Genomic DNA, 24,096 nt, shown 5'->3' with positions numbered 1-24,096 from the left:
GCGTGAACCTGCAAGTCGGTTGCGGGACGGGAACCCGAAGGCGCGCTCAATAGACCGAGCCGGCGTCGAGCGACTGCTTCGCGTTGCGCTTGTCGTACAGCGCGTCCTTCATGATCTGCTTCTGCGGCACCGGCTTGCCGGCGAACCAGTCGGAAAGCGACTGCATCGCGAGCGGGCCGAAGCGCGGGTTGGTTTCGACGTCGGCCGCCACCACGCCGGCCGAGATGTCGCGCACCACGTCCTTGGTGCCGTCGATCGAGACGATCGTCACGCCCTTGAGCTTGCCGGCCTGGCGCAGCGCGGTGATCGCGCCGAGCGTCATCACGTCGGCGTGCGTGTAGACGGCGTTGACGTCCGGATGCGAGAGCAGGATCTGCTCCATCACCTTCTGCGCCTCGGTGGTGGACCAGTTCGCGGTCTGCGCGGCGGCGATCTTCATGTTCGGATACGCCTTCAGGCCCTCGGCGAAGCCGTCGGTGCGCTGGCTCTCCACGGTGTTGCCGTAGCCGCCCTGGATCTCGGCGATCACGGCCTTGCCGCCCGTCGCGTCGGCGAGCGCCTTCGCGGCGCGCTTGCCCTGGTCAAAGAAGTCGGAGCCGAGGAACGTGATGAAGTCCTCGCAGAACGTGCCGGCCGTCTGGCGGTCGATCGTCACGACCGGGATGCCCCGGGCCCTGGCCTGCGCGAACGCCGGCTGCAGGCCGGTGGAGTTGTTCGGCGCGACGATCAGGGCCTGCGCGCCCTGGTTGATCATGCTTTCGATGTCGGAGACCTGCTTGGCCGGGTTGTTGTTCGCGTTGGTGTAGAGCAGCCGCTTGACGCCCGCCGCCTTCGCCGCCGCGCGCACCGAGGCGGTCTCGGTGGCGCGGAACGGATTCTGTTCGTTTTCCGATTGCGAGAAACCTACCACCAGGTCGGCCAGCTTGACGCCGCCCGGTTTCGGGTTGGTGCAGGCTTCGGACGAAGCGTTGCCGACCTTCTGCGCGGCGGTGTCCTGCGCGAGCGCGGCGGTGGACCACGCGCCGGCGAGGCAGAGCGCGAGCGTGGCGAGGTTGCGATTGAGCGATGCTGTTGACATGCCTGTCTCCAATTATTGTTGACCCAACACGTTGCACGACCGGACGGCGATGCCGGCGCTTGCCGCAATGGCCCGACCGCGTCCGCGAAGCGGCCCGTAGCGCCGTCTGCGGACCGAGGGCGCGGCGCCGGCCGGCGTGCCGGGAGGCGAACGAACCTCGCGGCGGCCGGGCCCGCGCCGCACACCGCGGCCGCCGCGCCCGAAAACGAGGCGGTGGCCGCGCTGCTTCAATTAATATTAACAGTCATGAATTGAAAATATTACCTCGGGTATCCCCGGGGTCGGCGGCTGCGCCAGCGGCGGCCGGTTCGGTCGTCGCGCGTGGGGCGGCCGGCGCGCACACCGAGCCGCGTTCGATCAGTGGTCCGTCGAGCTTGATGGTCCGGTGCCGCAGCGGCGCGCCGGCCATCCGGTTCTCGTGTTCCTGAAGCAGCGTTTCCACGGCCCAGCGTCCGAGCTCGTAGTTCGGCAGCACCACCGTGGTGAGCGGCGGGTGCGTGTGGCGCGCGATTTCCTGATCGTCGTAGCCCATCACCGAGACGTCCTCGGGCACGCGCAGGCCGAGCTGCTTGAGCGCCTCGATCGCGCCGATCGCGGTCAGGTCGTTGGCGCAGAAGATCGCGCTCGGCGGATTCGGCTCGCGCATCAGCGACAGCGTGTGCTCGAAGCCCTTGCCCGAGCTCCAGTCGCCGTCGCGCACCAGGTTCGGATCGAACAGCAGGTCGGCGGTGGCGAGCGCCTGGCGGTAGCCCTTGAGGCGGTCCTTCGCGGCGTCCTGCCAGGTTTCACCGTTGATGAAGCCGATCCGCCGGTGCCCGGCGGCGGTCAGGTACTCGGTGGCGGTGTGGCCGCCCGCGACCTCGGCCGGCACCACCGACGAGAGCGGCTGGTCGCCGCAATAGCAGTTCAGCAGCACGGTCGGCACCTTCAGCAGCGCGGCCGGTACGCCGACCTTGCGCGTGTAGACGGTCGCGTAGATCACGCCGAGCAGGTTCGGGCTCGACAGCGCCTGCTGCAGCACGCGCTGCTCGATCTCGGCATTGCCGTGGGTCGAGTACACGGCGAGCAGGCAGCCGTTGTTCCAGGCGGCGTCGCGCGCGCCGTCGACGCTGACTACCGGGTGCGGACTGGTGGAGATCTCGTCGGCGATGTAGACGATCTGGTTGCGTTCGCCGGGCGCGGCCGGCGCGCTCGCGCGCGTCGGTAGCTGGTAGCCGAGTTCCTCGGCGACCTTCAGCACCTTGTTGCGGGTGTCGTCCGAGAACTTCGCGCCTACCGCGCCGTTCAGCACGAGCGACACGGTGGATTGCGACACGCCGGTGATCTTGGCGATGTCGGTCATGGTCGGGCGGCGCTGGGTCGATTTTTTCATGCGGTGCGAGAGAGCGGAAAGCGTGGTGCGTCGTTGGTTTGGACCAACCTAGCACTAATATTACCCGCCGGCAATCGGCGATCTCCTCGATGGCGGGGCGCAATACGGCTTCGCGTTCAGGCGTTTTGAATGGATTATTACTAATAAATTGACCTTGGCGCGCGGAGTATGCGACGCTGGCGGCAGGCGGACTCGCGGTCCGGCCATTCGCAGGTCGGCCATTGGCGGTCGTTCCGTTCCCGGCCCCGCTGGGTGTCGGGTCCGGCGCGCGGTCCGCCCGTGTCCCGTTTCGTTTTCATGGAGCCCATCGCCTTGAGCCGCCGGCCGACTTCGTTGCCCTCGTCATCGTCCGTTGCCGCGGACCTCGATCCCGCGATCCTCGACGATCCCTCGCTGGTGGTGCTGCGCGCCGGCGCGCGGCGCGTGGTGCTCGCGCCGGCATTTGGCGGGGCGGTCGCGGCGTTCTACGACGCGGCGTCGTCGGGGCCGGTTCACTGGTTCCGCCCGACCGGGCGCGCCGCGCTCGACGGGGGCGACCCGCTGCAGATGGCGAGCTTTCCGCTGCTGCCGTATTGCAACCGGATCCGCGAGGGGCGGTTCCGTTTCGACGGCCGCGAATGGCATCTGCCGATGGGCAGCGGGCCGCTGCGGCACGCGCTGCATGGCCACGCCTGGCGGCTGCCGTGGGAGATCGTCGCGCGCGATGGTTCGTCGGCGGAGCTGCGGTTCGGCTGGACGCCGCCGGCGGGTGCAGGCAGCGCGGGCGAGCCGGGCTGGCCGTTTCGCTACGAGGCGCGGCAGCGCTTCGAGCTCGGCGAGGCGGGACTCGTGCTGCGCCTGAGCGCGCGCAACCTCGACAGCCGGCCGATGCCGTTCGGCTTCGGCCTGCATCCCTATTACCCGCGCACGGCGCGCACGCGGATCGAGACGCGCGTGCGGGCGATGTGGCACAGCGACGGCGAACTGCTGCCGACCTCGCTCGGCGCGCATCCGGCCGTGGACGCGCTGGCGGCCGGCCTCGTGCTCGACGCGGTCGCGCTCGACAACAATTTCACGGGCTGGAGCCGCGAAGCGGTGATTCACTGGCCCGAGTCGCGGCGCCGGCTGACGATGCGCGCCGACGCGCCGCTCGATTATTTCGTGCTGTATTCGCCGGCCGGGGAGCCGTTCTTCTGTGCGGAGCCGGTCAGCAACACCACCGACTGGCTGAACCTCGACCTGCCGGCCGGCGAGCGCGGCGGCGGTCTGCTCGCGCCCGGGGAATCGGTGGCGGCGACGGTGACGTGGCTGCCGGCGTGGGACGACTGAACGGGCGGTGCTTCGCGCCCGCCCGAGGCGCGACGGAACGAACGGCGGGCAGGGGGCAGGGCGAAAAAAAAACGCGGCGCACCGCTTGAGCGACGCACCGCGTGTCACACGTATTGCACATGCTTCGTCCATCAGAAGATGTGCGCGATCAGGTAAATCACCACCAGCAGCCCGATCGGCACGCCCAGCAACCATGCGATCAGATATTTGCCCATTGGACCTCCTTTGCCCGCGACGCGAGCCGGGAAGATCGCGGCGCGGCGGCGTTCGTTATAGCGTCCGGTCGAAGTCGTTCAACTGCTTTTCCACTTCGTCGCGTGCAATGCCGTAACGCTCCTGGATACGGCCGGCCAGGTATTCGCGGTTGCCGTCGAGTACCGCCAGATCGTCGTCGGTCAGCTTGCCCCACTTGGCCTTGAGCTTGCCGGCCAGCTGCTTCCACTGGCCCTTGATCCTGTCTTCGTTCATGGTGTCCTCCGGATGGTCCGTGACGAGGGGGCGGCGCGCGGCGCCGCCGGGTAACGCGAGCTGCCTGCGCGGACGCGCTGTCCGCGCGGCGTGCCGTTATCAGCTCTTCGCCTTCAGCGCCGAGTCGTCAACCTGCTTGACGCCCTTGATCGCCTTGGTGACCGCCACCGCCTTGTGGACAGCGGTCTTCGACGGCAGCACGCCGGTCAGCGTCACCACGCCGTCCACCGTCTTCACGTCGATGTCGGTGCTCTTCACACCCTTGGTGGTGGCGAGTTCAGCCTTCACCTTGGTCGTGATCCACGTATCGGACACCGGCTGGTCCGACTTCATTGCGGCACCGTTGTCGTCGGTGGTCGACGCCTGGGCGTAGGCGGCGGGCACCAGCGCCGTACCGAGCATCAGGGCGGCACTCGCGGCCAGCAGCGACTTCAGGGCGATCTTGTTCGTCTTGTTCATGGTGTCGTTCTCCGTAATAAATGGTGTCGTCAATGACTGGGTAAGTCGGGTTGCGGTGCGTCAGGCGCGCGGCGGATCCGGTATGGGCGTCACGGGTGGCAGGCCCGGCGGCGGGACCGGGATGTCCGGTTGCGGCTGGCCTGGCAGATCGTGGCCTGGCAACGGATCGCCCGGCGGCGGCTTTGGCTCGATCGGCGTCGGATCGGGCGTTTGATGCAGTTTCATGACCTGTCTCCTTCGTAGGAGAGTCGCAGTTCGTTCAGATTACGGATTCGGCGCCCGCGCCAACAGGCTCAAATGCATGGGGCTTTCTAGTGCGTTTGCGCCGGTTCGAGTGGTCACGTTTTGTTACTTTTGACACGCCGCGATACGATTTTCGAAACGCCGGAAACGCCCGTCCTGTCTGGTTGAGCGGGAAACGACCCAATCGTTCGATCAAGTTGCGTGCGCAACGATCAGCGAAGTCATGCACCGGGGCGGATGGACCTGGTGAGGGCGTACCGGTTCCAGGGGGAATCGAGCGTCGAGTCGGGCGGCGGTCGGTCGCGGCGAGTCGCGTCGAGTCGCGACGGAGCGGCTGGCTCGCGCGGTCAGGTGCGGGGCCGGTTCGACGGGATCGCGGGGGCTTCGATGCCAATGCATCGATCGGAAGGCACTGCCGGCGGCTGGCGCAGCGGGAGGAGGGGGAGGCCGGGAACCGGAGCCGGTCGACGTCCGGGCGCTGGAAGCTGGATAGTGCGGGCGCCCGGCGCGCAATGCGCGGCTGTCCTGCAAGGCGGCGCGGGGCGAATTGAACCGTCTGGTGAATCGGGCCGTCCGTCAGCCGGCCGCTCGCGCATGTATCGCGGCTCGCGGCGGATCGGGGCGAAGGCAGGTCCGCCGAAGCGAAGCGCCCGATCGCGGGTTCGGCACCCGCGCGCTTATTCGATCCGCTCGCGCGTGTACGCGATCAGCTTGTCGAGCGCGCGCTCCAGCGCCGCACGCTCGCTGTCGCTGAGCCGTTCGGCCAGATCGCCGTTCCAGCGCCGCGCGAGCGTCATGATCTTGCGGTTCAGCGCGGCGCCGTCGCGCGTCAGCGCGACCACCACGATGCGGCCGTCCTCGTCGCTGGCGGCCCGCGACAGCAGGCCCTGATGGATCAGCGCTTCGGCGGCGCGGCTCGCCTGGCTCTTGTCGAGGTGCGTGCGGCGCGCGAGTTCCATGATCGAGAACGGCCCGAACGCGCCGACCGCGTTGATCACGCGTGCCTCCGGCAGCGTGATGCCGAGCTTGTCGCGATAAAGCTCGCCGAGCGCGCGGTCGGTGAGCTTGTTCATGGTGTGCAGGCGGTGGGTCAGAAACTGGTCGAGTCCGGCTTGGCTGCCTTTCATGGCGGTTCCTGAAGTAGGGCGGCGGCCCGATTGTTCCCGTATCGCCGCGTGCGGTCAACGGGGCGATAAACGGCCGAAGCGCAGCCGGGCCAGCTGTTCGGCCTCGTTGGCGAGCAGCCGCGCGGCATCGCGGATCGCGACCTCGAGCGTAATCGGTCCCGGCGCCGGCGAAAAGCAGCCGTCAAAATGTTCTGATAATTGGGGCAGCGCGGCGGCGTCGACGGCGCCCGACAGCAGGCTCGCCGGCACACCCGCCGCGGCCGCGTGCCGGCACGCGATGAACGGCGCCTTGCCGTGCAGGGTCTGGCCGTCCGAGCGGCCCTCGCCCGTGATCAGCCAGTGCGCGCCGTCGAGCGCCGCGTCGAGGCCGGTCTGGCGCGCCACCACTTCCGCGCCCGGCTCGAAGCGCGCGCCGAGCAGATGCAGTGCGAAGCCGAGGCCGCCGGCCGCGCCGGCGCCGGGCTGGTCGCGCACCTGGCGGCCGAGCGCCGCCTCGGCCAGTTCGGCGTAGCGCGCGAGCGCGGCGTCGAGCGTCGCGACCTGCTCGGGGCGCACGCCCTTCTGCGGGCCGAAGATCGCGGTGGCGCCATGCTCGCCCGTCAGCGGGTTGTCGACGTCGGACATCGCGACGAACTGCGTTTCGGCCAGCCGCGGATCGAGCCCCGACGCGTCGAGGCGCGCGATCTCGCCGAGTCGGGCCGGCACCGGCTCGAACTCGCGGCCGTCGGCGTCGAGCGCGCGCAGGCCGAGCGCGGCCAGCAGGCCGGCGCCCGCGTCGTTGGTGCTGCTGCCGCCGAGCGCGACGAAGAAGGTGCGCACGCCCTCGTCGAGCAGTTGCCGGATCGCCTCGCCCATGCCGCGCGTGCCGCGTGCCTCGACCGGCACGGCCATGCCGACCGGGTCGGTGATGCCGACGATCTCCGCCGTCTCGACGATCGCGGTGCGCGCGTCGACCAGGCCGGTCGCCGCCTCGCGCGGCGCGAGCGCCGCGCCCGCCACGCTCAGCGTGCGGCGCGTGCCGCCGTGCGCGAGCATCGCGTCGAGCGTGCCTTCGCCGCCGTCGGCCATCGGGCAGCCGCGCACGACCGCGTCGGGGCGCGCGCGCATGACCCCGGCCGCGATCGCGTCGGTCACCTGCTGCGCGGACAACGATCCCTTGAACGAATCGGGCGCGATGACGATGACGGGCGCGGACGGGAAGGGCTGCATGGTGTCTCCGGTGGTTATTGGGTTGGGTTCGCGGCGCGGGCCGGAGCCGGCCGGCGCGCAGGCCCGGCGCGTGCGCGACGGCGGGCGAGATGCGAGCTTAACAGGCCCGTGGCGCGTGGCGAATAGGCAATGCGGTATGGCCGGAATCGCGGCGCGCCGTGAACGAGGCGGCTGGAGATGAGCGGGCGCATGCGGGGTTGCATGAGGGGCCGGGCGCCGGGTTCGGCGCGCAGGCAGGCGAACGCCGGGTGCGAGCCGTTTGACGATGCCGCTCGATCTGGCGGTATGGCGACAATAGTTTGCTAGAATAGCCGATTCTTCCGGCCAAAGCCGTGCTTTTCAAGCCGCAGGCGCCGCGCTCCGCAACCGGCGGTGCTCGCGTCGAACGTATGGGAACGGCGGCGCGCGACGCACCGGCGTCGTGAGGCAGGCGCGGCAAGGAAAACCGATTCGCTCGAATAATTTTAGGACGATTGAAGCCATGGCTAACGTTGTTGAAAACCTCGGCAAGCTCGAACGCCGTGTGACGATTTCCCTGCCGAAGGAAGTCGTGCAGAAGGAGATCGACGCCCGTATCCAGAAACTCGCGAAGAACGTGCGCATGCCGGGTTTCCGCCCGGGCAAGGTGCCGCTCAAGATGGTCGCGCAACAATACGCGGGCCAGGTCGAGGCAGAAGTGCTGAGCGACAAGATCGGCCAGGAATTCTTCGAAGTCAGCCGCGCGGAAAACCTCCGCGTGGCGGGCCAACCGAGCTTCGCGCCGAAGCAGGACGCGGCGGACGACGCTTACGCGTTCGACGCGACGTTCGAGGTTTACCCGGAGGTCAAGATCGGTGATCTGGCCACGGCTGAAGTCGAGCGCTCGACCACCACCATCAGCGAAGCCGAAATCGACCGCACGCTCGACATCCTGCGCAAGCAGCGCGTGCATTTCCACGCGCGCGGCGAAGGCGGCGAGCACGGCGACGGCGGCGCGGAGCAGGCTGCCCAGAACGGCGACCGCGTGACGGTGGACTTCGTCGGCAAGATCGACGACGTCGCGTTCCAGGGCGGCACGGCCGAAGATTTCCCGTTCGTGCTCGGCGAAGGCCGGATGCTGCCGGAATTCGAACAGGCTGCTCTGGGCCTGAAGGTCGGCGAGGCACGCGAATTCGATCTGACGTTCCCCGAGGACTATCACGGCAAGGACGTCGCGGGCAAGACCGCGAAGTTCACGGTCACGATGAAGAAGGTCGAATGGCCGCACTTGCCGGAAATCGACGCCGAATTCGCGAAGACGCTCGGCATCGAAGACGGCGATCTGGCCAAGATGCGCGGCGAGATCAAGGAAAACCTCGAGCGTGAAGCGAAGCGCCGCACGCAGTCGCTGGTGAAGAACCAGGTGATGGACGCGGTCCTGAAGATTTCCGAACTCGACGTGCCGAACGCGCTCGTCGCGCAGGATCAGGAGCGCCTCGTCGAAATGGCGCGCCAGGATCTCGCGCAGCGCGGCGTGCCGAACGCGGCCACCGCGCCGATTCCGGTCGAGATGTTCAAGGAGCAGGCCGAGCGCCGCGTCAAGCTGGGCCTCGTGATCGCCGAGCTGGTGAAGGCCAACGGCCTCGAGGCGAAGCCCGAGCAGATCCGCGCCGAAGTCGACGAGTTCGCGAAGAGCTACGAGGACCCGAAGGAAGTTGTCCGCTGGTATTATTCGAACCAGCAGCGCCTGGCCGAAATGGAAGCGTTCGTCGTTGAGAGCAACGTCGTCGACTTCGTGCTCGGCAAGGCGAAGGTGACGGACAAGGAAGTGAGCTTCGAGGCACTGGCGAGCGCATCGGCGCAGGCTTAAGCGTCGTTTCAGCGGCGTGCCGGCTGTCGGAGCGACGGCCCGCACGCCGTTTTTGCGTCGGTGTCCAGGCGGCCGGCGGATTCGCGCTGGCGCTTCCCCCGTTCAACATTCATTTCGGACAAGGCTCATTGCATGATCAATCGCGCTGAATTGCTGGACACGCTGGCTTCCCATGCACCGCAGGATTTCGAGACGAAGGCGCTCGGGCTGGTGCCGATCGTCGTCGAGACGAGCGGTCGCGGCGAGCGTTCCTACGACATCTACTCGCGCCTGCTGAAGGAGCGGATCGTGTTCATGGTCGGCGAGGTGAACGACCAGACCGCGAACCTCGTGGTGGCCCAGTTGCTGTTCCTCGAGAGCGAGAATCCGGACAAGGACATCAGCCTCTACATCAACAGCCCGGGCGGCTCGGTCTCCGCGGGCCTCGCGATCTACGACACGATGCAGTTCATCAAGCCCGACGTGTCGACGCTCTGCATGGGCCTCGCGGCCAGCATGGGCGCGTTCCTGCTGTCGTCGGGCGCGAAGGGCAAGCGCTACGCGCTGCCGAACGCGCGCGTGATGATTCACCAGCCGCTCGGCGGCGCGCGCGGCCAGGCCTCGGACATCGAGATCCAGGCGCGCGAGATCCTGTATCTGCGCGAGCGCCTGAACAAGATCCTGGCCGAGAATACGGGGCAGGACGTCGAGCGCATCGCACGCGACACGGATCGTGATAATTTCATGTCCAGCGACGATGCGAAGGCGTATGGCCTGATCGATCACGTATCGGCGAAGCGTCCGTAATGAAGCAAACGGGGTGCCGCCCCAATAGGGGCGGTGCCCGCGCCCCGAGCATCTGCGGCAAGACCAGCGCGGCCGGCCAATACCCATGTCGATGTCATGGGCGGCCGGTCAGACGGCGTATCATGTAACTCGTGTGTCCGGAGGCTCATACATCCATGGCGGACAAAAAAGGTTCGAACAGCGAAAAGCTGTTGTATTGCTCGTTTTGCGGGAAAAGCCAGCATGAGGTGAAGAAACTCATCGCCGGCCCGTCGGTGTTCATCTGCGATGAATGCATCGACCTCTGCAACGAGATCATTCGCGACGAAGCAGCCGCCTCTGGGGTCGAAGCCAGTCTGTCGAAATCAGACTTGCCGAGCCCGCAGGAAATCCGCGAAATTCTCGATCAATATGTGATCGGCCAAGAGCGCGCGAAGAAGATCCTGGCGGTGGCCGTCTACAACCACTACAAGCGTCTCAAGCATCTCGACAAGAAGGACGAGGTCGAGCTGTCGAAGAGCAACATCCTGCTGATCGGCCCGACCGGCTCCGGCAAGACGCTGCTCGCGCAGACGCTGGCACGGCTGCTGAACGTGCCGTTCGTGATCGCCGACGCGACCACGCTGACGGAAGCCGGCTATGTCGGCGAGGACGTCGAGAACATCATTCAGAAGCTGCTGCAGAACTGCAACTACGAAGTCGAGAAGGCGCAGCGCGGCATCGTCTACATCGATGAGATCGACAAGATCAGCCGCAAGTCGGACAACCCGTCGATCACGCGCGACGTGTCGGGCGAGGGCGTGCAGCAGGCGCTGCTCAAGCTCGTCGAGGGCACGATGGCGTCGGTGCCGCCGCAGGGCGGGCGCAAGCATCCGAACCAGGATTTCATCCAGGTCGACACCACCAACATCCTTTTCATCTGCGGCGGCGCGTTCGACGGGCTCGAGAAGGTCATCACGGATCGCACCGAGAAGACCGGCATCGGCTTCGGCGCGACGGTGAAGAGCAAGCAGGAACGCGATTCGGGCGAGGTGCTGCGCGAGGTCGAGCCGGAAGACCTGATCAAATTCGGGTTGATTCCCGAGCTGATCGGCCGGCTACCGGTGGTCGCCACGCTTGGCAAGCTCGACGAAATCGCGCTGATGAAGATCCTGGTCGAGCCGAAGAACGCGCTCGTCAAGCAGTACCAGAAGCTGTTCGCGATGGAGCGCGTCGAACTCGAACTGCGTCCGGATGCATTGCAGGCGGTGGCCCGCAAGGCGATCCGCCGCAAGACCGGCGCGCGCGGGCTGCGTTCGATCATCGAACAGGCGTTGCTCGAGGTGATGTACGAATTGCCGACGCTGAAGGGCGTGAGCAAGGTGATCATCGACGACAACGTGATCGACGGCGACGGCAAGCCACTGCTGATCTACGAAGACGCCCCGAAAGTGGCGGGTTCGAATTGAGCGGCTTGACTGTCTGAAGGAGCAAAAAAGCCGTTCATGGCGTCATGAGCGGCTTTTTTCGTTTAGTCTTGTGGGTAACACTGACTTCCCGTTTCACGGCGAATTTTTTACCGGATATTTCCCACGCGCTGAAGGCTTGCAATCTGCTGTGCCGGCCTCAATTACCGAACAATTGATTCCACTCATGGGGAAATGAAAATGTCAGGCACCCAACTTCTCCCGCCGGAACGCATTACGCTCCCGTTGCTGCCGCTGCGGGATGTCGTCGTTTTCCCGCATATGGTGATCCCGCTCTTCGTGGGGCGGCCGAAATCGATCAAGGCGCTCGAAGCCGCGATGGAAGGCGGCAAGCACATCATGCTCGTCGCGCAGAAGACCGCCGCGAAGGACGAGCCGACCGAAAAGGACATGTACGAGGTTGGCTGTATTGCCAACATCCTGCAGATGCTGAAGCTGCCGGACGGCACCGTGAAGGTGCTGGTCGAGGGCCTGCAGCGCGCCCAGGCGCTGTCGATCGAGGAACAGGAAACCCAGTTCTCGTGCGAAGTGCTGCCGCTCGAACCCGACCACGCCGACAGCGCCGAGACGGAAGCGCTGCGCCGCGCGATCGTGTCGCAGTTCGACCAGTACGTGAAGCTGAACAAGAAGATCCCGCCGGAGATCCTGACCTCGCTGTCGGGCATCGACGAGGCCGGGCGTCTGGCCGACACGATCGCGGCGCACCTGCCGCTCAAGCTCGACCAGAAGCAGCACATCCTCGAAATGTTCCCGGTGATCGAGCGGCTCGAGCATCTGCTCGCGCAGCTCGAAGCCGAGATCGACATCCTGCAGGTGGAAAAGCGCATCCGCGGGCGCGTCAAGCGCCAGATGGAGAAGAGCCAGCGCGAGTACTACCTGAACGAACAGGTCAAGGCGATCCAGAAGGAACTGGGCGAGGGCGAGGAAGGTGCCGATCTCGAGGAACTCGAGAAGCGCATCAACGCCGCGCGCATGCCGAAGGAAGCCAAGAAGAAGGCCGACGCCGAGCTCAAGAAGCTCAAGCTGATGTCGCCGATGTCGGCCGAGGCCACCGTCGTGCGCAACTACATCGACACGCTGATCGGCCTGCCGTGGCGCAAGAAGAGCAAGGTCAACAACGACCTGTCGAACGCCGAGCAGGTGCTCGACGAGGACCACTACGGCCTCGAGAAGGTCAAGGAACGGATCCTCGAGTATCTCGCGGTGCAACAGCGCGTCGACAAGGTCAAGGCGCCGATCCTGTGCCTCGTCGGGCCCCCGGGCGTCGGCAAGACCTCGCTCGGCCAGTCGATCGCCCGTGCGACGAACCGCAAGTTCGTGCGCATGGCGCTGGGTGGCGTGCGGGACGAGGCCGAGATCCGCGGCCACCGTCGTACCTATATCGGGTCGATGCCGGGCAAGATCCTGCAGAGCCTGACCAAGGTCGGCGTGCGCAATCCGCTCTTCCTGCTCGACGAAGTCGACAAGATGGGCATGGATTTCCGCGGCGATCCGTCGTCGGCGCTGCTCGAAGTGCTCGATCCGGAGCAGAACCACACGTTCGCCGATCACTACGTCGAGGTTGATTTCGACCTGTCCGACGTGATGTTCGTGGCCACCTCGAACTCGCTGAACATCCCGCCGCCGCTGCTCGACCGGATGGAAGTGATCCGCCTGTCGGGTTACACGGAGGACGAGAAGGTCAGCATCGCCCAGCGTTATCTGCTGCCGAAGCAGAAGAAGAACAACGGGCTCAAGGACGGCGAGATCGCGGTAGCGGAGGAAGCGATCCGCGACATCATCCGTTACTACACGCGTGAAGCCGGCGTGCGCTCGCTCGAACGCGAAGTGTCGAAGATCTGCCGCAAGGTGGTGAAGATGCTGCTGCTGAAGAAGGCGGCGAGCCCGGTGAAGGTCGACGCGGGCAACCTCGACACGTTCCTCGGCGTGCGCAAGTACGACTTCGGTCTGGCCGCCAAGGAGAACCAGGTCGGCCAGGTCACGGGTCTCGCGTGGACGGAAGTCGGCGGCGACCTGCTGACGATCGAAGCCGCCGTGATGCCGGGCAAGGGCAACGTGATCCGCACCGGTTCGCTCGGCGACGTGATGAAGGAATCGGTCGAGGCCGCGCGTTCGGTGGTGCGTTCGCGCTCGCGTCGTCTCGGCGTGAAGGACGAGGCGTTCGAGAAGCAGGACATCCACATCCACGTGCCGGAAGGCGCGACGCCGAAGGATGGTCCGTCCGCCGGTATCGCGATGACGACGGCGCTGGTGTCGGTGCTGACCGGCATCCCGGTGCGCGCCAACGTCGCGATGACGGGTGAAATCACGCTGCGCGGCGAAGTGCTGCCGATCGGCGGGCTGAAGGAGAAACTGCTCGCGGCGCATCGCGGCGGCATCAAGCTCGTGCTGATTCCGGAAGAGAACGTGAAGGATCTCACCGACATTCCGGACAACGTGAAGAACGCGATCGAGATCGTGCCGGTCCGCTGGATCGACAAGGTGCTCGAACTGGCGCTCGAACGCGTGCCCGACGCCCTGCCCGAAGAGGAAGCCAAGGCGGCGGCACCGGTTGCCGAAGCCGCCAAGGACGCCTCGACGGAAGTCGTCAAGCACTGATCCGAACCCGTTTCGGAACCGAACCCCGCGGCTTGTCCGCGGGGTTTTTTTTTACACGTCGGCGTAGGATTTCGCCGAGCATTGCGTTGCCTCATCCGTATCACTTGACACGACCGTTTCGGCTTCATTTAATGATCGACCCGGCGTGAACCGGGCGACGGCCGGCACGGGGCGGCTGTCCTGAGACTGAACCACTCACGGAAGGGGACGGCAGATGAACAAGACGGATTTGATCGACCACATTGCACGCGAAGCGGATTTATCGAAGGCATCGGCGGGACGTGCGCTCGACGCGCTGATCGGCGGTGTGATGCAGGCGCTCGAAAGCGGCGGCAGCGTGACGCTGGCGGGCTTCGGCACGTTCGAGGTCGGCGAACGGATCGCGCGCAATGGGCGCAATCCGCAAACCGGCGAAACGATCCGGATCGAGGCAGCACGCGTCGCGAAATTCAGGGCTGGCAAAGCGCTGAAGGATGCATTAAACTAGCCGGCTCGCTGCCTGATGAGTGTCACGTCACTGGACGGGACCGCGCATCAGGCAGGCGGCACGCGAAGCGGGTGCTTAGCTCAGTTGGTAGAGCGGCGCCCTTACAAGGCGTAGGTCGGGAGTTCGAGCCTCTCAGCACCCACCATTCCGCTTCGCAGGGCGCACGGAATTCGACTCCGAAGCCTGAACGAAATGCTGAAACCCGCATGGCCGGTGGCCCTGCGGGTTTTTTCTTGCCTGCTTTCCGCGAGGGATGTCTCGATCGGCGCCTTGTTCGGCGCCAGGGTCCGTGTCGTCAGACGAGCCGCTCCAGCAGCCACGCACGCAGCGCGACGACCTCTTCCATGCAGGTCGAGTGCGGCATCGGATAGGCGTGCCAGTCCACCTTGCAACCCCGATCGAGCGCGAAATCGCGGGCGGCTTCGCCGAGCTGCGGCGGCAGCACGTCGTCGAAGCTGCCGTGCGCGGCGAAGATCGGCGTGTCGCGGTTCGCCGTCTGGAAATCGCGTGCGATCAGCGCCGGCGACGGCAGGTAGCCGGACAGCACGATCAGGCCGGCCAGCGCGTCCGGATGCGTGAGACCCACCGTCCACGTCATCGCGCCGCCCTGCGAGAAGCCGGCCACGAAGATTCGCGAGGTCGGGATGCCGCGACGGTTCTGCGCCTCGATCAGCGCGCGGATGGTCGCGCGCGATGCCTCGATGCCCGCTTCGTCGACGTCGCGGTTCAGGCCGCCGTTGAACGACAGGATGTCGTACCAGGCACGCATCACGTAGCCGTTGTTCGCGGTGACGGGCATTTCCGGCGCGTTCGGGAACACGAAGCGCACGCCGGGCGCGTCGGCCAGGCGCAGTTCGGGGATCAGCGGCACGAAGTCGTTGGCATCGGCGCCGAGGCCGTGCATGAGGATCACCGCATAGCGGGGATCGGCGGCGGTTTCGATTTCGAGAGTGTCGACGGGGCGCATGGTCGTTCCGTGGCGTAGGGAGAGGGCGGTGCCGCCATTACGCGGCACCGCGCGAGAGCCTAACGCTAACACCGGCGCGGCGCCACCGTGAAGCGCGCCGTTGTCGTCCCCGTCGTCATCCCCGGTCGCTGCCGCGCCGGCTCGTCACACGCGCCGGATCGCGTCGAGTCCGGCCAGCAGCGTGTCGATCTCGCCCTCGGTGGTCAGGTAGCTGACCGAGGCGCGCGCGACTTCGCGCAGGCCGCGCGCCTCCATGTCGAGCGGCGTGTAGTCGAGCCCGTTGCTGGCGATCGAAATCCGCTTTTCCGCGAGCCGGCGCCGCACCTCGGCCGGCTCGATGCCGGCCACGTCGAACGACACCAGTCCGGAGCGTTCGCCGCCGAGGTCCAGCACGCTCACGCCGGGCAGCGCCGCGAGCCGCTCGCGCAGCGTCGTGGCGACCGCGTCGATGCTCGCGCGGATCACGTCGATGCCGAGCGTCAGCGCCTCGTCGAGCGCGTTCGCGAGACCGCAGCGCAGCGCATAGGCCGTGTCGCCGGTCTCGAAGCGCGCGGCGTCGCGGCGCAGCACCGGGTTGCCGTCGGCATCGAACGGCGCGGACCAGACGTCGACGAACGACGGCGTCATGCGCGACAGGAAATCCTGCCGGATGTAGAGCAGGCCGGTGCCGCGCGGCCCGCGCAGCGCCTTGCGGCCGGTGCCGACCAGCACGTCGGCGCCCAGCTCGGCGACGTCGATCGGCAACTGGCCGACCGTCTGCGCCGCGTCGACGAAATACGGGATGCCGTGGCGGCGCGCGATGCGCCCGATCGCGGCGGCCGGGTTGATCAGGCCGCCGTTGGCCGGCATCCAGGTCAGCACGATCAGCCGCACGCGCTCGTCGATCAGCGCGGCCAGCGCCTCGGGGTCGGCCGCGCCCGTCGCGTCGCACGGAATCGTCTCGATCGACACGCCGTCGCGCTGCGCCGCGATGCGCAGCGTGGCGAGATTGCTGCCCCATTCCTGGCGGGCGACGAGAATCCGGTCGCCGGCGCGCCAGCGGCCCAGCGCATCGAACGCGAGGCCCCAGCCGTGCGTGCTGCTGGTGGTCAGCGCGATTTCGGCGGGCTGCGCGTTGAGCAGGCGCGCGGCGAGCCCGCGGGCGCGCTCGCTCTGCTCGACGCCGGCCGCGCCGGCTTCCATCGGCCCCATCGCGGCTTCGCGCGCAAGCTGCGTCTGGACGGCCTCCAGCGTGCGGGCCGACGGCAGCGAGGCGCCGCCGTGGTTGAAGTGGGTGGTGTGGGCGACGCCCGGCGTGGCGGCGCGCAGGGCATCGACGGCGGCGGGGGACAGGGCGGAAGTCATGAGCGGTCCTTGTGACGGTCGTTCGGTTCGGGTGACGAGGGCGCGGCGAGCGCGACGACGGCGTCCACCTCGATCGCGACCCCGGCGGGCAGCGACGCGACGCCGACCGCGCTGCGAACATGGCGGCCAGCCTCGCCGAATACGTCGACGACGAGATCGGAGGCGCCGTTGGCGACGAGCGGATGGCGATCGAAATCGGGTGTACACGCAACGAATACGTTCAGGCGCACGATGCGGGTGACGCGCGCCAACTGGTCGTCGGTGGCGGCGGCGATCTGGGCGATCACGCCGAGCGCGGCCAGCCGCGCCGCCTCGACGCCGTCGTCGATCGACAGCGCGTCGCCGAGCCGCCCGAGGCAGGCAGGCTGGCCATCGCGGCGCGAGATCTGTCCGGCGACATGCAGCAGGTCGCCGTATCGCACGAACGGCAGGTAGTTCGCGACGGCGGGCGGCGCGGACGGGAGCGTGAGGCCGAGGGCCGCGACGCGGCCGGAGATCGTTGAAGTCATGAGGGCTTGGCGTTAGTGATTCGGGATCTCCGATGCTAGTCGTCGCGCCGTCTGGCGACCAATCAATCTTTGCCGGCGACGCATGAGCCGGATTCATGGGTCGCGCCGGCGGTTGCGACCACGTCCTGCCTCGTGGTGCCGGCGAGGCTGTCGGGCGCATCGAGTGCGTCGAATGAATCGCGCGCGGCGGCGGCGACGAGCCAGTCGATAAACGCCGCCGCGGCCTCGCCCGGCCGGCGCCGCGGCATGACGAGCCACCAGCCGATCTCGGCATGGTCCAGCACGAGGCCGGGCAGCGGCCGCACCAGCGCGCCCGTCGCCAGCTGGCGCGCGATCAGCCGATGGCGGCCGATGGCGATGCCTTGCCCCGCGATCGCGGCTTCCACGACGATGTTGTAGTCGTGCAGCTGGACCCGCTTCGTGTTGCCGAGGTCGAGGCCCGCGTGCGCGGCCCATGCGTCCCATTCGAAGGTGTACTGCGAGTACGAGCTCAGCAGCGGGAAGCGCAGCAGCTCGCGCGGTGTTCGGGGCGGCATTCGAGGCGGCGGCCCGCTCGCGAGCAGCGACGGCGCGCAGACGGGCGCGAGCCGCTCCGGCATCAGTTTGCGTGCCTCGACATCGGGCCAGCCGCCGCGGCCGTAGCGGATCGCGAGATCGACCTCGCCGGCGCCGAGATCGGCGAGCGCGATCGACGAATGCAACTGCAGGTCGATCTGCGGATGGGCGGCCGAGAAGGTCGCGAGGCGCGGCGCGAGCCAGTGCGTCGCGAACGACGCCAGGACGCCGACGCTGAGCGTGGTCCGCCCCGGCGCGCGGCCGCGCAATTCCTCGGTGCCGAGCCGCAGCAGCGCGAACGCCTGGTGGACCCTCGCGTAATAGGCGTGGCCCTCGGACGTCAGCTCGACGCCCCGCGCGCGCCGGTCGAACAGCACCACGCCAAGATCCGTCTCCAGCTTGTGGATCTGGTGGCTGACGGCGCCCTGCGTGACGAACAGTTCCTGGGCGGCCAGGCTGAAGCTGAGCCGCCGCGCGGCGGCTTCGAACGCGCGCAGGGACAGCAGGGGCGGCAAGGGGCGGGGCATGCGTCGCGTCTCGAGGCGGGCGGAAAGCTTCGACCATAGCGAGGTTCCGCCTCGTCGGCAATCGCGTTCGTGGTGCGTGGCGCGCGGCAGGGGCTGCGGCTTGCCTGATCCGGGGTGGCGGCGCGGCTGCGAGCGCGGGCATTGCGAGCGGTGGCGATGCGTTGCGCGGTAGCCGGGGGCTGCGCCGTCGTGCCGCCAGCATCAGCTCAACGAGCGAGACCGCCCTTGGGCTGCCGCCCCAGATGCGAGAGCGATTCGCGCAGGCGCGGCACGGCGAAGTCGATGAAGCTGCGCAACTTCAGCGGCATCAGGTTGCGCGATACGTGGATCACGTGGACGGGCACCGGCTCGACCTCGTACTCGGACAGTACGATGTCGAGCAGGCCGGCGCGCACCGCGTGATCGACGTCGTGCTCGAGCAGCAGCGTCGCGCCGATGCCCTGCACGGCCGCGTCGGCGGCGGAGTCGGGGGCCGAGACGTGCAGGCGCGGGTCGACCGTGAGGCTCGTCAGGCCATCGGTGCCCGGTGTGCGAAACCGCCATGGCGACAGGTAGGGGCTGTTGAAGACCACGCAGGGCAGCCGCGCGAGATCGTCGGGCGTGCGCGGCACACCGTGGCGCGCCAGCAGCGCGGGGCTCGCGCAGACGACGGCGCGCAGCGCGCCGACGCGCGTCGCCACGAGGCTGCTGTCGGGCAGCCGGCCGATCCGGATCGCGGCGTCGGCATGCGCGTCGATCAGATCGACGTTGCGGTCCGACTGCAGCAGCCGGACCTTGATCTCGGGGAACTGCGCGAGGAACGCGTTGACGACGGGCAGCACGTGCTGCCGGCCGAACTGCACGGGCGTGGCGATCACCAGCTCGCCGCGCGGCATGGTGAATTCGCCGCTGGCCTCGCGCTCCTGTTCGTGGACCTGATCGAGGATACGGCGTGCGGCCGCCACGTAGGCGAGGCCGGCGTCGGTCAGCGTCAGCTTGCGCGTGGTGCGGATCAGCAGACGCGTGCCGAGCCGGATCTCGAGATCGCTCACCTTGCGCGTGAGCGTGGAAACGGGGATGTGCAGGTCGCGCGCCGCCGCCGAGAGGCTGCCTTTCTCGACGGCGGACAGCAGCATCGACATGGCTTCGAGTCGATCCAAGATCGTGGGTCCGTCAACGGGGAACACGGAGCGGATTGTAATCGCGCGGGGGAGGGCGATGTGCGGTGCGCCGTCGATGCCGGCGCCGGTTTTCCGGAGGACGTCGCGCGGGCGGGCAAGCCGGGGCCGCATCGTTCATTCGATCGGACACAATGTGGTTGCGCGGTGCCGGTATTCAGGGCACAATCTCGCTCCGTCGCGGGTTTTGGCCCCGACGCAGCGACCGGAGCCGATGACGTTCATGGGCGGGTGGTTCGCTGGTGGTACCGACCCGGGAGCGGTAGTTCAGTTGGTTAGAATACCGGCCTGTCACGCCGGGGGTCGCGGGTTCGAGTCCCGTCCGCTCCGCCAGATTAGAAAAATACCCGCGCAAGCGGGTATTTTTTCGTCCATATGCGGCGTGGAGGAAGCCGCCTGCGCGGCTTCCGGCGGGAATCGAAGGGTTGCGCATGCTTGCGCAACCGCGGCCCGCGGAACGTGGGCGAGTCCCGTCCGCTCCGCCAGATTTGAAAAAATGCCCGCGCAAGCGGGTATTTTTTCGTCCATATGCGGCGTGGAGGAAGCCGCCTGCGCGGCTTCCGGCGGGAGTCGAAGGGTTGCGCATGCTTGCGCAACCGCGGCCCGCGGAACGTGGGCGAGTCCCGTCCGCTCCGCCAGGCTTGAAAGTCAATTCGCTTGCAGCGACAGCGCGGACAAGGGCCGACGCGCGGCGCCGGTTCCCTGCCAGGCGTCGTTCCCGCCATGCGCTCCGATCCTGAAGAAGGCCACCGCGTCACGGAGTGTGGCGGCCTGTTCCGCCATGGCCTGTGCGGCGGCCGAGGCTTGCTCCACCAGCGCCGCGTTTTGCTGGGTCACCGCGTCCATCTGGCTGACCGCCGTGTTGACCTGCTCGATGCCCGTGCCCTGCTCGTCGGACGCCGAGGCGATCTCGCCCATGATGTCGGTCACCTGACGGACCGACTTGACGATCTCGGACATGGTGGCGCCCGCCCGATTGACCTGCTCGCCGCCGGTTGCCACGCGATCGACCGAGCTTTCGATGAGGTCCTTGATTTCCTTGGCGGCGCTGGCGCTGCGCTGAGCGAGCGTGCGCACCTCGCCCGCCACGACGGCGAACCCTCGTCCCTGTTCGCCCGCGCGCGCCGCTTCCACCGCGGCGTTGAGCGCGAGGATATTGGTCTGGAACGCGATGCCCTCGATCACCGTGATGATTTGCGACACCTTGCCGGAGCTTTCCGAGATCGACTTCATCGATTCGACGACCTGCTCCACGACCGTGCCACCACGCGCCGCCACGTCGCACGCATTGGTGGCGAGCATGTTGGCCTGCTTCGCGCTGTCGGTGTTCTGCCGGACGGTCGACGTCAACTGCTCCATGCTCGCGGCGGTTTCCTGCAGCGACGCGGCTTGCTCCTCGGTTCGTTGGGACAGGTCCAGATTGCCTTGGGCGATTTCCCCCGCGGCCGACTTGATCGATTCGGCGGACGATTGGATGCCCGCGACGATGCCCCTGAGCTGCTGCCGCATGGCCTCCAGTGACGCCATCAGGCTGGTTTGATCCTTGTCGCGAACCGGTGCGGGCACCGAGAGATCGCCCTGCGCGATGCGGCTGGCCACGTTCGCGGCGGCGGACGGCTCGCCTCCCAGCGACCGGATGATGCCGCGGGTAATGACGATGCCCAGCACGATGGCGAGGGCAATCGTGACGAGGCCGGCGGCCGCCAAAGTGACCATGGTCGAGGAGGTCATCGCCGCCACCTGTCCGGAGCGCTGATCGAGCAGGGCCTGTTCGGCGCTGCCGACGTCGGCAGCCACCGTCCGGTAGCGATCCATGTACTGCTTGTCCTTGCCCTGCTTGAAGTCATCCGTGAGCACGCTGAGCGGCTGCGTTCCAGCATTGACCTCGCGCCTGAGCGCGATCAGCTTTTCGGCGATGCTCCCCACCTTGTTGCGCAGCTGCAGCAGTTCGTCCAGACGTTGTTGCTGGGCGGCGTTGTCCGACGTGAGCGCATGTATGACCTCGTACGATTTGGCGAACTGGCCCTGGCCGGCCAGATAGGGATCGAGGAATTTGTCGTCCCCGGCAATCACGTAGCCGCGTACTCCCGTCTCCATGTTGACCATGTTGGCCAACATCTCGTCGTTCGCGCGAAGCACGCGGTAGCTATGGATGTTCCATCCATTGGCATCGTTCAGGCCGAGGAAATTGATGATCGAGATCGCGCTGCCGATCAGCGATATCAGTATCACGATTCCGAACGAGCCGGCGAGCTTCTGGCCTACAGTGAGATTCTTCATGGTTTTCCCCGTAATCATGGTTGTGCTTCTAATCACGGCATTTGTTTCAGTTGCTGAAGCAATGCGGGCGTGACGGGGCAGGAGGAATCTTCCTTTCAGGCGATCGCCGGTAGCGGTTTTCGCCATGAACTGGTGCGTGGCGTCGGGAGATATGGATGCGCAAACGGTGTCTCGGGCGTGAACGACTTTTTTCGCACGCGCAGGCGGCGCCTGATCATATGCACAGCTAAATGATTGCGGACCGGCAGGGCATTCCACTCGGCGGACCTTGACTGAGACAAATTGACGCAAGCGTCGAGCACGCGCAATACGCAACCGATCGGCCACCGACGTGGCGGACTTGCCGCTTTCGGGGTGGGGGATCGACGTGTTGTCGCGGCCGGTCAGCCGTTATGTTGCATCACGCTACCTGCGTCGCCGCCAACGGCTTCATCGAGCAAGCGCGGTTCACGACCATGCCGCTCGGCCGTGTTCGCGTCTGCGCCCGCTTGGTGCCCGACGCATTCGAGCCGCGATCTTGGCCGACCCAAGTCGCCGCGGCCGTGCCAACGGCTCGCAGCGGATCCGACCAGTCGGGCAGGTGGGGCGAGTGCGGCAAGCGGGGAGGGCGCCGCGCACGCGATGCCGCGACGCGTCCGGCGCTCCGAGGCCGCCGCACGGCAATCCGGCGGCCCGAAGCGATGCGGGCAAACGGGAAGGAAAGCGGCCGTTGCCGCATCCAGGCTGATCAGTCCGGCAACGTGAACAACCGCACGGCTTCATCGAGGACGTTGGCCTGGCTCGCAAGGCTCTCCGCCGTGGTCGCGCCTTCTTCCACGAGCGCGGCGTTCTGTTGCGTCGCGCCGTCAAGTTGCGTCACGGAGTTGTTGATGCTGTCGATGCCTTGAGATTGCTCGATGCTGGCGGTGACGATCGACTGCACGATCGAATACACCTGCTGCATGTTTGATTCGATTTCCACCATGCGGCCCGCGGTGCCGGCCACGCTCTCGCCCGCCGCAAACGCAGCCGTGGCGCTGGTGTCGGCGATTCCCTTGATTTCCCGCGCGGCCGTCGCGCAGCGCTGCGCCAGATTCCGCACCTCGCTCGCCACCACGGCGAAGCCCTTGCCCGCTTCACCGGCGCGGGCGGCTTCCACGGCGGCGTTGAGCGCAAGTATGTTGGTCTGAAACGCGATGCTGTCGATGGTCGTGACGATTGCCCGGATCTGGTCCGATGAATTGGAAATACCACGCATCGTGGACTCGGTGAGCTGGATGGCCTCGCAGCCGCCGCGCGTCGCGGCTTGGGCGCCGCCGACGATGGCGTTGGCCTGCGTCGCCGCCTGCGAATTGCTCTTTACGGTGGCAGTCAGCTGCTCGAGCGACGCCGCCGTTTCCTGCAAGGATGCAGCCTGCACTTCCGTGCGCCGCGACAGGTCGATGTTGCCTTTGGCGACCTCATCCGACACCGACTTCATCTGGTCGATCTGCATGCGCACGTCGGACACGATCGCCACCAGGCTCACGCGTAGCTGCGCGAGGGCCCGCAGCGATCCGCTCGTACAGGCTCCCGCGGCGACGGGCACATCGACGGTGAGATCGCCGGCGGCGATCCGGCCGCCGATCTGTTCCAGCTCGGCGAGACGACGCTGGGCGCGCCTGGCCACCAGGAGTGCCGGCAGACAGGTGCCGACGGCGGACGCCGCGAGCGCCAGACAGACCAGCGTCGATCCCGGGAGCCGGTCTGCCACGGCGAGCAGCGACCCGATGGCCGTCATGCCGGCCACGCCGGCTACCGAGACATGCGCGGGAAGTCCGGCGCCACGCCAGAGATCGAAAACGTGCAGCGGGCCTTTTCGCACCACCTGCCCGCGGCGCAGGCGCAACCCGTGCGCACCGGTGCCGTTCAGCCGATCGTAGAGCGCTTCCGCTTCCCGGACCTCGTCGCGGCCCGGTTTGGTTCGAACGCTCAGGTAGCCCACCATCTCGCCGCGTCGCACGATCGGCGTGACATTGGCCCGGACCCAATAGTGGTCGCCGTTTTTCCGGCGGTTCTTCACGAGCGCCGTCCATGAGCGCCTGGCCTTGATGGTCGCCCACATATCCTCGAACGCCTGGGGCGGCATGTCGGGGTGACGAATGAGGTTATGCGGCTGGCCAATGAGTTCCTCTCGGGAAAATCCCGACACCTCGACGAAAGCCGGATTGCAGTATTCGATTCGACTCGAGAGATCCGTCGCCGAAACCAGCATGCTTGTCTCGGGATAGTCGTATTCGACGCCCGTGACTGGAAGATTGTTTCGCATCCCATCCTCGTTTATTTTTCGAACCGCTTGTCGAGAAACGATATGCCTGGATTGGCGCGCAT

The 24,096-nt window shown here is 67.1% G+C and carries 20 protein-coding genes and 2 tRNA genes; 8 read left to right on the top strand and 14 right to left on the bottom strand.

The window, feature by feature from the left end:
* Nucleotides 1-46: 46 nt before the first annotated feature.
* Both bpln_RS11405 and bpln_RS11400 read right to left on the bottom strand, forming a co-directional pair.
* Nucleotides 47-1,078, bottom strand: coding sequence for an ABC transporter substrate-binding protein (locus bpln_RS11405; RefSeq protein WP_042625280.1), 1,032 nt, complete (start codon nt 1,076-1,078; stop codon nt 47-49).
* Between the two features lie 244 nt (nt 1,079-1,322).
* Nucleotides 1,323-2,450 (bottom strand): LacI family DNA-binding transcriptional regulator, encoded by a 1,128-nt coding sequence (locus tag bpln_RS11400; RefSeq protein WP_055138861.1) that lies wholly within the window; start codon nt 2,448-2,450, stop codon nt 1,323-1,325.
* A gap of 312 nt (nt 2,451-2,762) precedes the next feature.
* Here bpln_RS11400 and bpln_RS11395 point away from each other — a divergent pair, with 312 nt between their 5' ends.
* Complete coding sequence (locus bpln_RS11395; RefSeq protein ID WP_244131928.1) at nt 2,763-3,758, top strand: aldose 1-epimerase; 996 nt, start codon at nt 2,763-2,765, stop codon at nt 3,756-3,758.
* A gap of 270 nt (nt 3,759-4,028) precedes the next feature.
* On the opposite strand, the gene bpln_RS11390 is transcribed toward bpln_RS11395, so the two are convergent.
* The 5 genes from bpln_RS11390 to bpln_RS11375 all read right to left on the bottom strand — a co-directional run bounded on the left by bpln_RS11390 (nt 4,029) and on the right by bpln_RS11375 (nt 7,264).
* The gene (locus bpln_RS11390) at nt 4,029-4,226 is read right to left on the bottom strand and encodes a CsbD family protein (protein WP_015875389.1); all 198 of its coding nucleotides are present in this window, start codon (nt 4,224-4,226) and stop codon (nt 4,029-4,031) included.
* A 99-nt stretch (nt 4,227-4,325) separates the two neighbouring features.
* A complete protein-coding gene (locus bpln_RS11385; protein WP_042625278.1) occupies nt 4,326-4,685 on the bottom strand; it encodes a BON domain-containing protein in 360 nt (119 codons plus the stop codon).
* Nucleotides 4,686-4,745: 60 nt separating this feature from the next.
* Nucleotides 4,746-4,910 carry a hypothetical protein gene (locus bpln_RS37135; protein ID WP_167352306.1) on the bottom strand — a complete coding sequence of 55 codons (165 nt, stop codon included), beginning with the start codon at nt 4,908-4,910 and terminating at the stop codon, nt 4,746-4,748.
* Nucleotides 4,911-5,605: 695 nt separating this feature from the next.
* Nucleotides 5,606-6,055 carry a MarR family winged helix-turn-helix transcriptional regulator gene (locus tag bpln_RS11380; protein ID WP_042625277.1) on the bottom strand — a complete coding sequence of 150 codons (450 nt, stop codon included), beginning with the start codon at nt 6,053-6,055 and terminating at the stop codon, nt 5,606-5,608.
* Nucleotides 6,056-6,109: 54 nt separating this feature from the next.
* Complete coding sequence (locus tag bpln_RS11375) at nt 6,110-7,264, bottom strand: glycerate kinase (RefSeq protein WP_055138860.1); 1,155 nt, start codon at nt 7,262-7,264, stop codon at nt 6,110-6,112.
* A 481-nt stretch (nt 7,265-7,745) separates the two neighbouring features.
* Between bpln_RS11375 and tig the strand changes: the two genes are divergently transcribed.
* The 6 genes from tig to bpln_RS11345 all read left to right on the top strand — a co-directional run bounded on the left by tig (nt 7,746) and on the right by bpln_RS11345 (nt 14,553).
* Nucleotides 7,746-9,092 (top strand): trigger factor, encoded by a 1,347-nt coding sequence (gene tig / locus bpln_RS11370; protein WP_042625275.1) that lies wholly within the window; start codon nt 7,746-7,748, stop codon nt 9,090-9,092.
* A 132-nt stretch (nt 9,093-9,224) separates the two neighbouring features.
* On the top strand, nt 9,225-9,878 hold the full coding sequence (gene clpP, locus bpln_RS11365; protein WP_015875394.1) for an ATP-dependent Clp endopeptidase proteolytic subunit ClpP: 654 nt from the start codon (nt 9,225-9,227) through the stop codon (nt 9,876-9,878).
* Nucleotides 9,879-10,033: 155 nt separating this feature from the next.
* Nucleotides 10,034-11,305 carry an ATP-dependent Clp protease ATP-binding subunit ClpX gene (gene clpX / locus bpln_RS11360; RefSeq protein WP_042625274.1) on the top strand — a complete coding sequence of 424 codons (1,272 nt, stop codon included), beginning with the start codon at nt 10,034-10,036 and terminating at the stop codon, nt 11,303-11,305.
* A gap of 198 nt (nt 11,306-11,503) precedes the next feature.
* On the top strand, nt 11,504-13,921 hold the full coding sequence (lon, locus tag bpln_RS11355; RefSeq protein ID WP_042626652.1) for an endopeptidase La: 2,418 nt from the start codon (nt 11,504-11,506) through the stop codon (nt 13,919-13,921).
* A 214-nt stretch (nt 13,922-14,135) separates the two neighbouring features.
* Nucleotides 14,136-14,408 carry an HU family DNA-binding protein gene (locus bpln_RS11350; protein WP_015875397.1) on the top strand — a complete coding sequence of 91 codons (273 nt, stop codon included), beginning with the start codon at nt 14,136-14,138 and terminating at the stop codon, nt 14,406-14,408.
* Between the two features lie 69 nt (nt 14,409-14,477).
* Nucleotides 14,478-14,553, top strand: a tRNA-Val gene (locus bpln_RS11345).
* Nucleotides 14,554-14,703: 150 nt separating this feature from the next.
* Here bpln_RS11345 and bpln_RS11340 read toward each other — a convergent pair.
* From bpln_RS11340 to bpln_RS11320, 5 genes are all read right to left on the bottom strand, one after another.
* Nucleotides 14,704-15,375, bottom strand: coding sequence for an alpha/beta hydrolase (locus tag bpln_RS11340; RefSeq protein ID WP_055138859.1), 672 nt, complete (start codon nt 15,373-15,375; stop codon nt 14,704-14,706).
* Between the two features lie 144 nt (nt 15,376-15,519).
* On the bottom strand, nt 15,520-16,719 hold the full coding sequence (locus bpln_RS11335; RefSeq protein WP_055138858.1) for an aminotransferase class V-fold PLP-dependent enzyme: 1,200 nt from the start codon (nt 16,717-16,719) through the stop codon (nt 15,520-15,522).
* Nucleotides 16,716-17,228, bottom strand: coding sequence for a RidA family protein (locus bpln_RS11330; protein WP_055138857.1), 513 nt, complete (start codon nt 17,226-17,228; stop codon nt 16,716-16,718). Before bpln_RS11330 ends, bpln_RS11335 begins: the two co-directional genes overlap by 4 nt.
* 62 nt (nt 17,229-17,290) lie before the next feature.
* A complete protein-coding gene (gene gcvA, locus bpln_RS11325) occupies nt 17,291-18,310 on the bottom strand; it encodes a transcriptional regulator GcvA (RefSeq protein ID WP_082465268.1) in 1,020 nt (339 codons plus the stop codon).
* Between the two features lie 206 nt (nt 18,311-18,516).
* On the bottom strand, nt 18,517-19,449 hold the full coding sequence (locus bpln_RS11320; protein WP_055138856.1) for a LysR family transcriptional regulator: 933 nt from the start codon (nt 19,447-19,449) through the stop codon (nt 18,517-18,519).
* 274 nt (nt 19,450-19,723) lie between these two features.
* Here bpln_RS11320 and bpln_RS11315 point away from each other — a divergent pair.
* Nucleotides 19,724-19,800: transfer RNA gene (locus tag bpln_RS11315), tRNA-Asp, on the top strand.
* Between the two features lie 315 nt (nt 19,801-20,115).
* Here the strand turns inward: bpln_RS11315 and bpln_RS11310 are convergent.
* Both bpln_RS11310 and bpln_RS11305 read right to left on the bottom strand, forming a co-directional pair.
* On the bottom strand, nt 20,116-21,747 hold the full coding sequence (locus tag bpln_RS11310) for a methyl-accepting chemotaxis protein (RefSeq protein WP_055138855.1): 1,632 nt from the start codon (nt 21,745-21,747) through the stop codon (nt 20,116-20,118).
* Between the two features lie 727 nt (nt 21,748-22,474).
* The gene (locus bpln_RS11305; RefSeq protein ID WP_055138854.1) at nt 22,475-24,034 is read right to left on the bottom strand and encodes a methyl-accepting chemotaxis protein; all 1,560 of its coding nucleotides are present in this window, start codon (nt 24,032-24,034) and stop codon (nt 22,475-22,477) included.
* Nucleotides 24,035-24,096: the final 62 nt, after the last annotated feature.

This window comes from Burkholderia plantarii (assembly GCF_001411805.1).
Taxonomy (GTDB): Bacteria; Pseudomonadota; Gammaproteobacteria; order Burkholderiales; family Burkholderiaceae; genus Burkholderia; species Burkholderia plantarii.
Note: the sequence above shows the minus strand (reverse complement) of the source record. Positions and strands in the feature narration are given on the sequence as shown.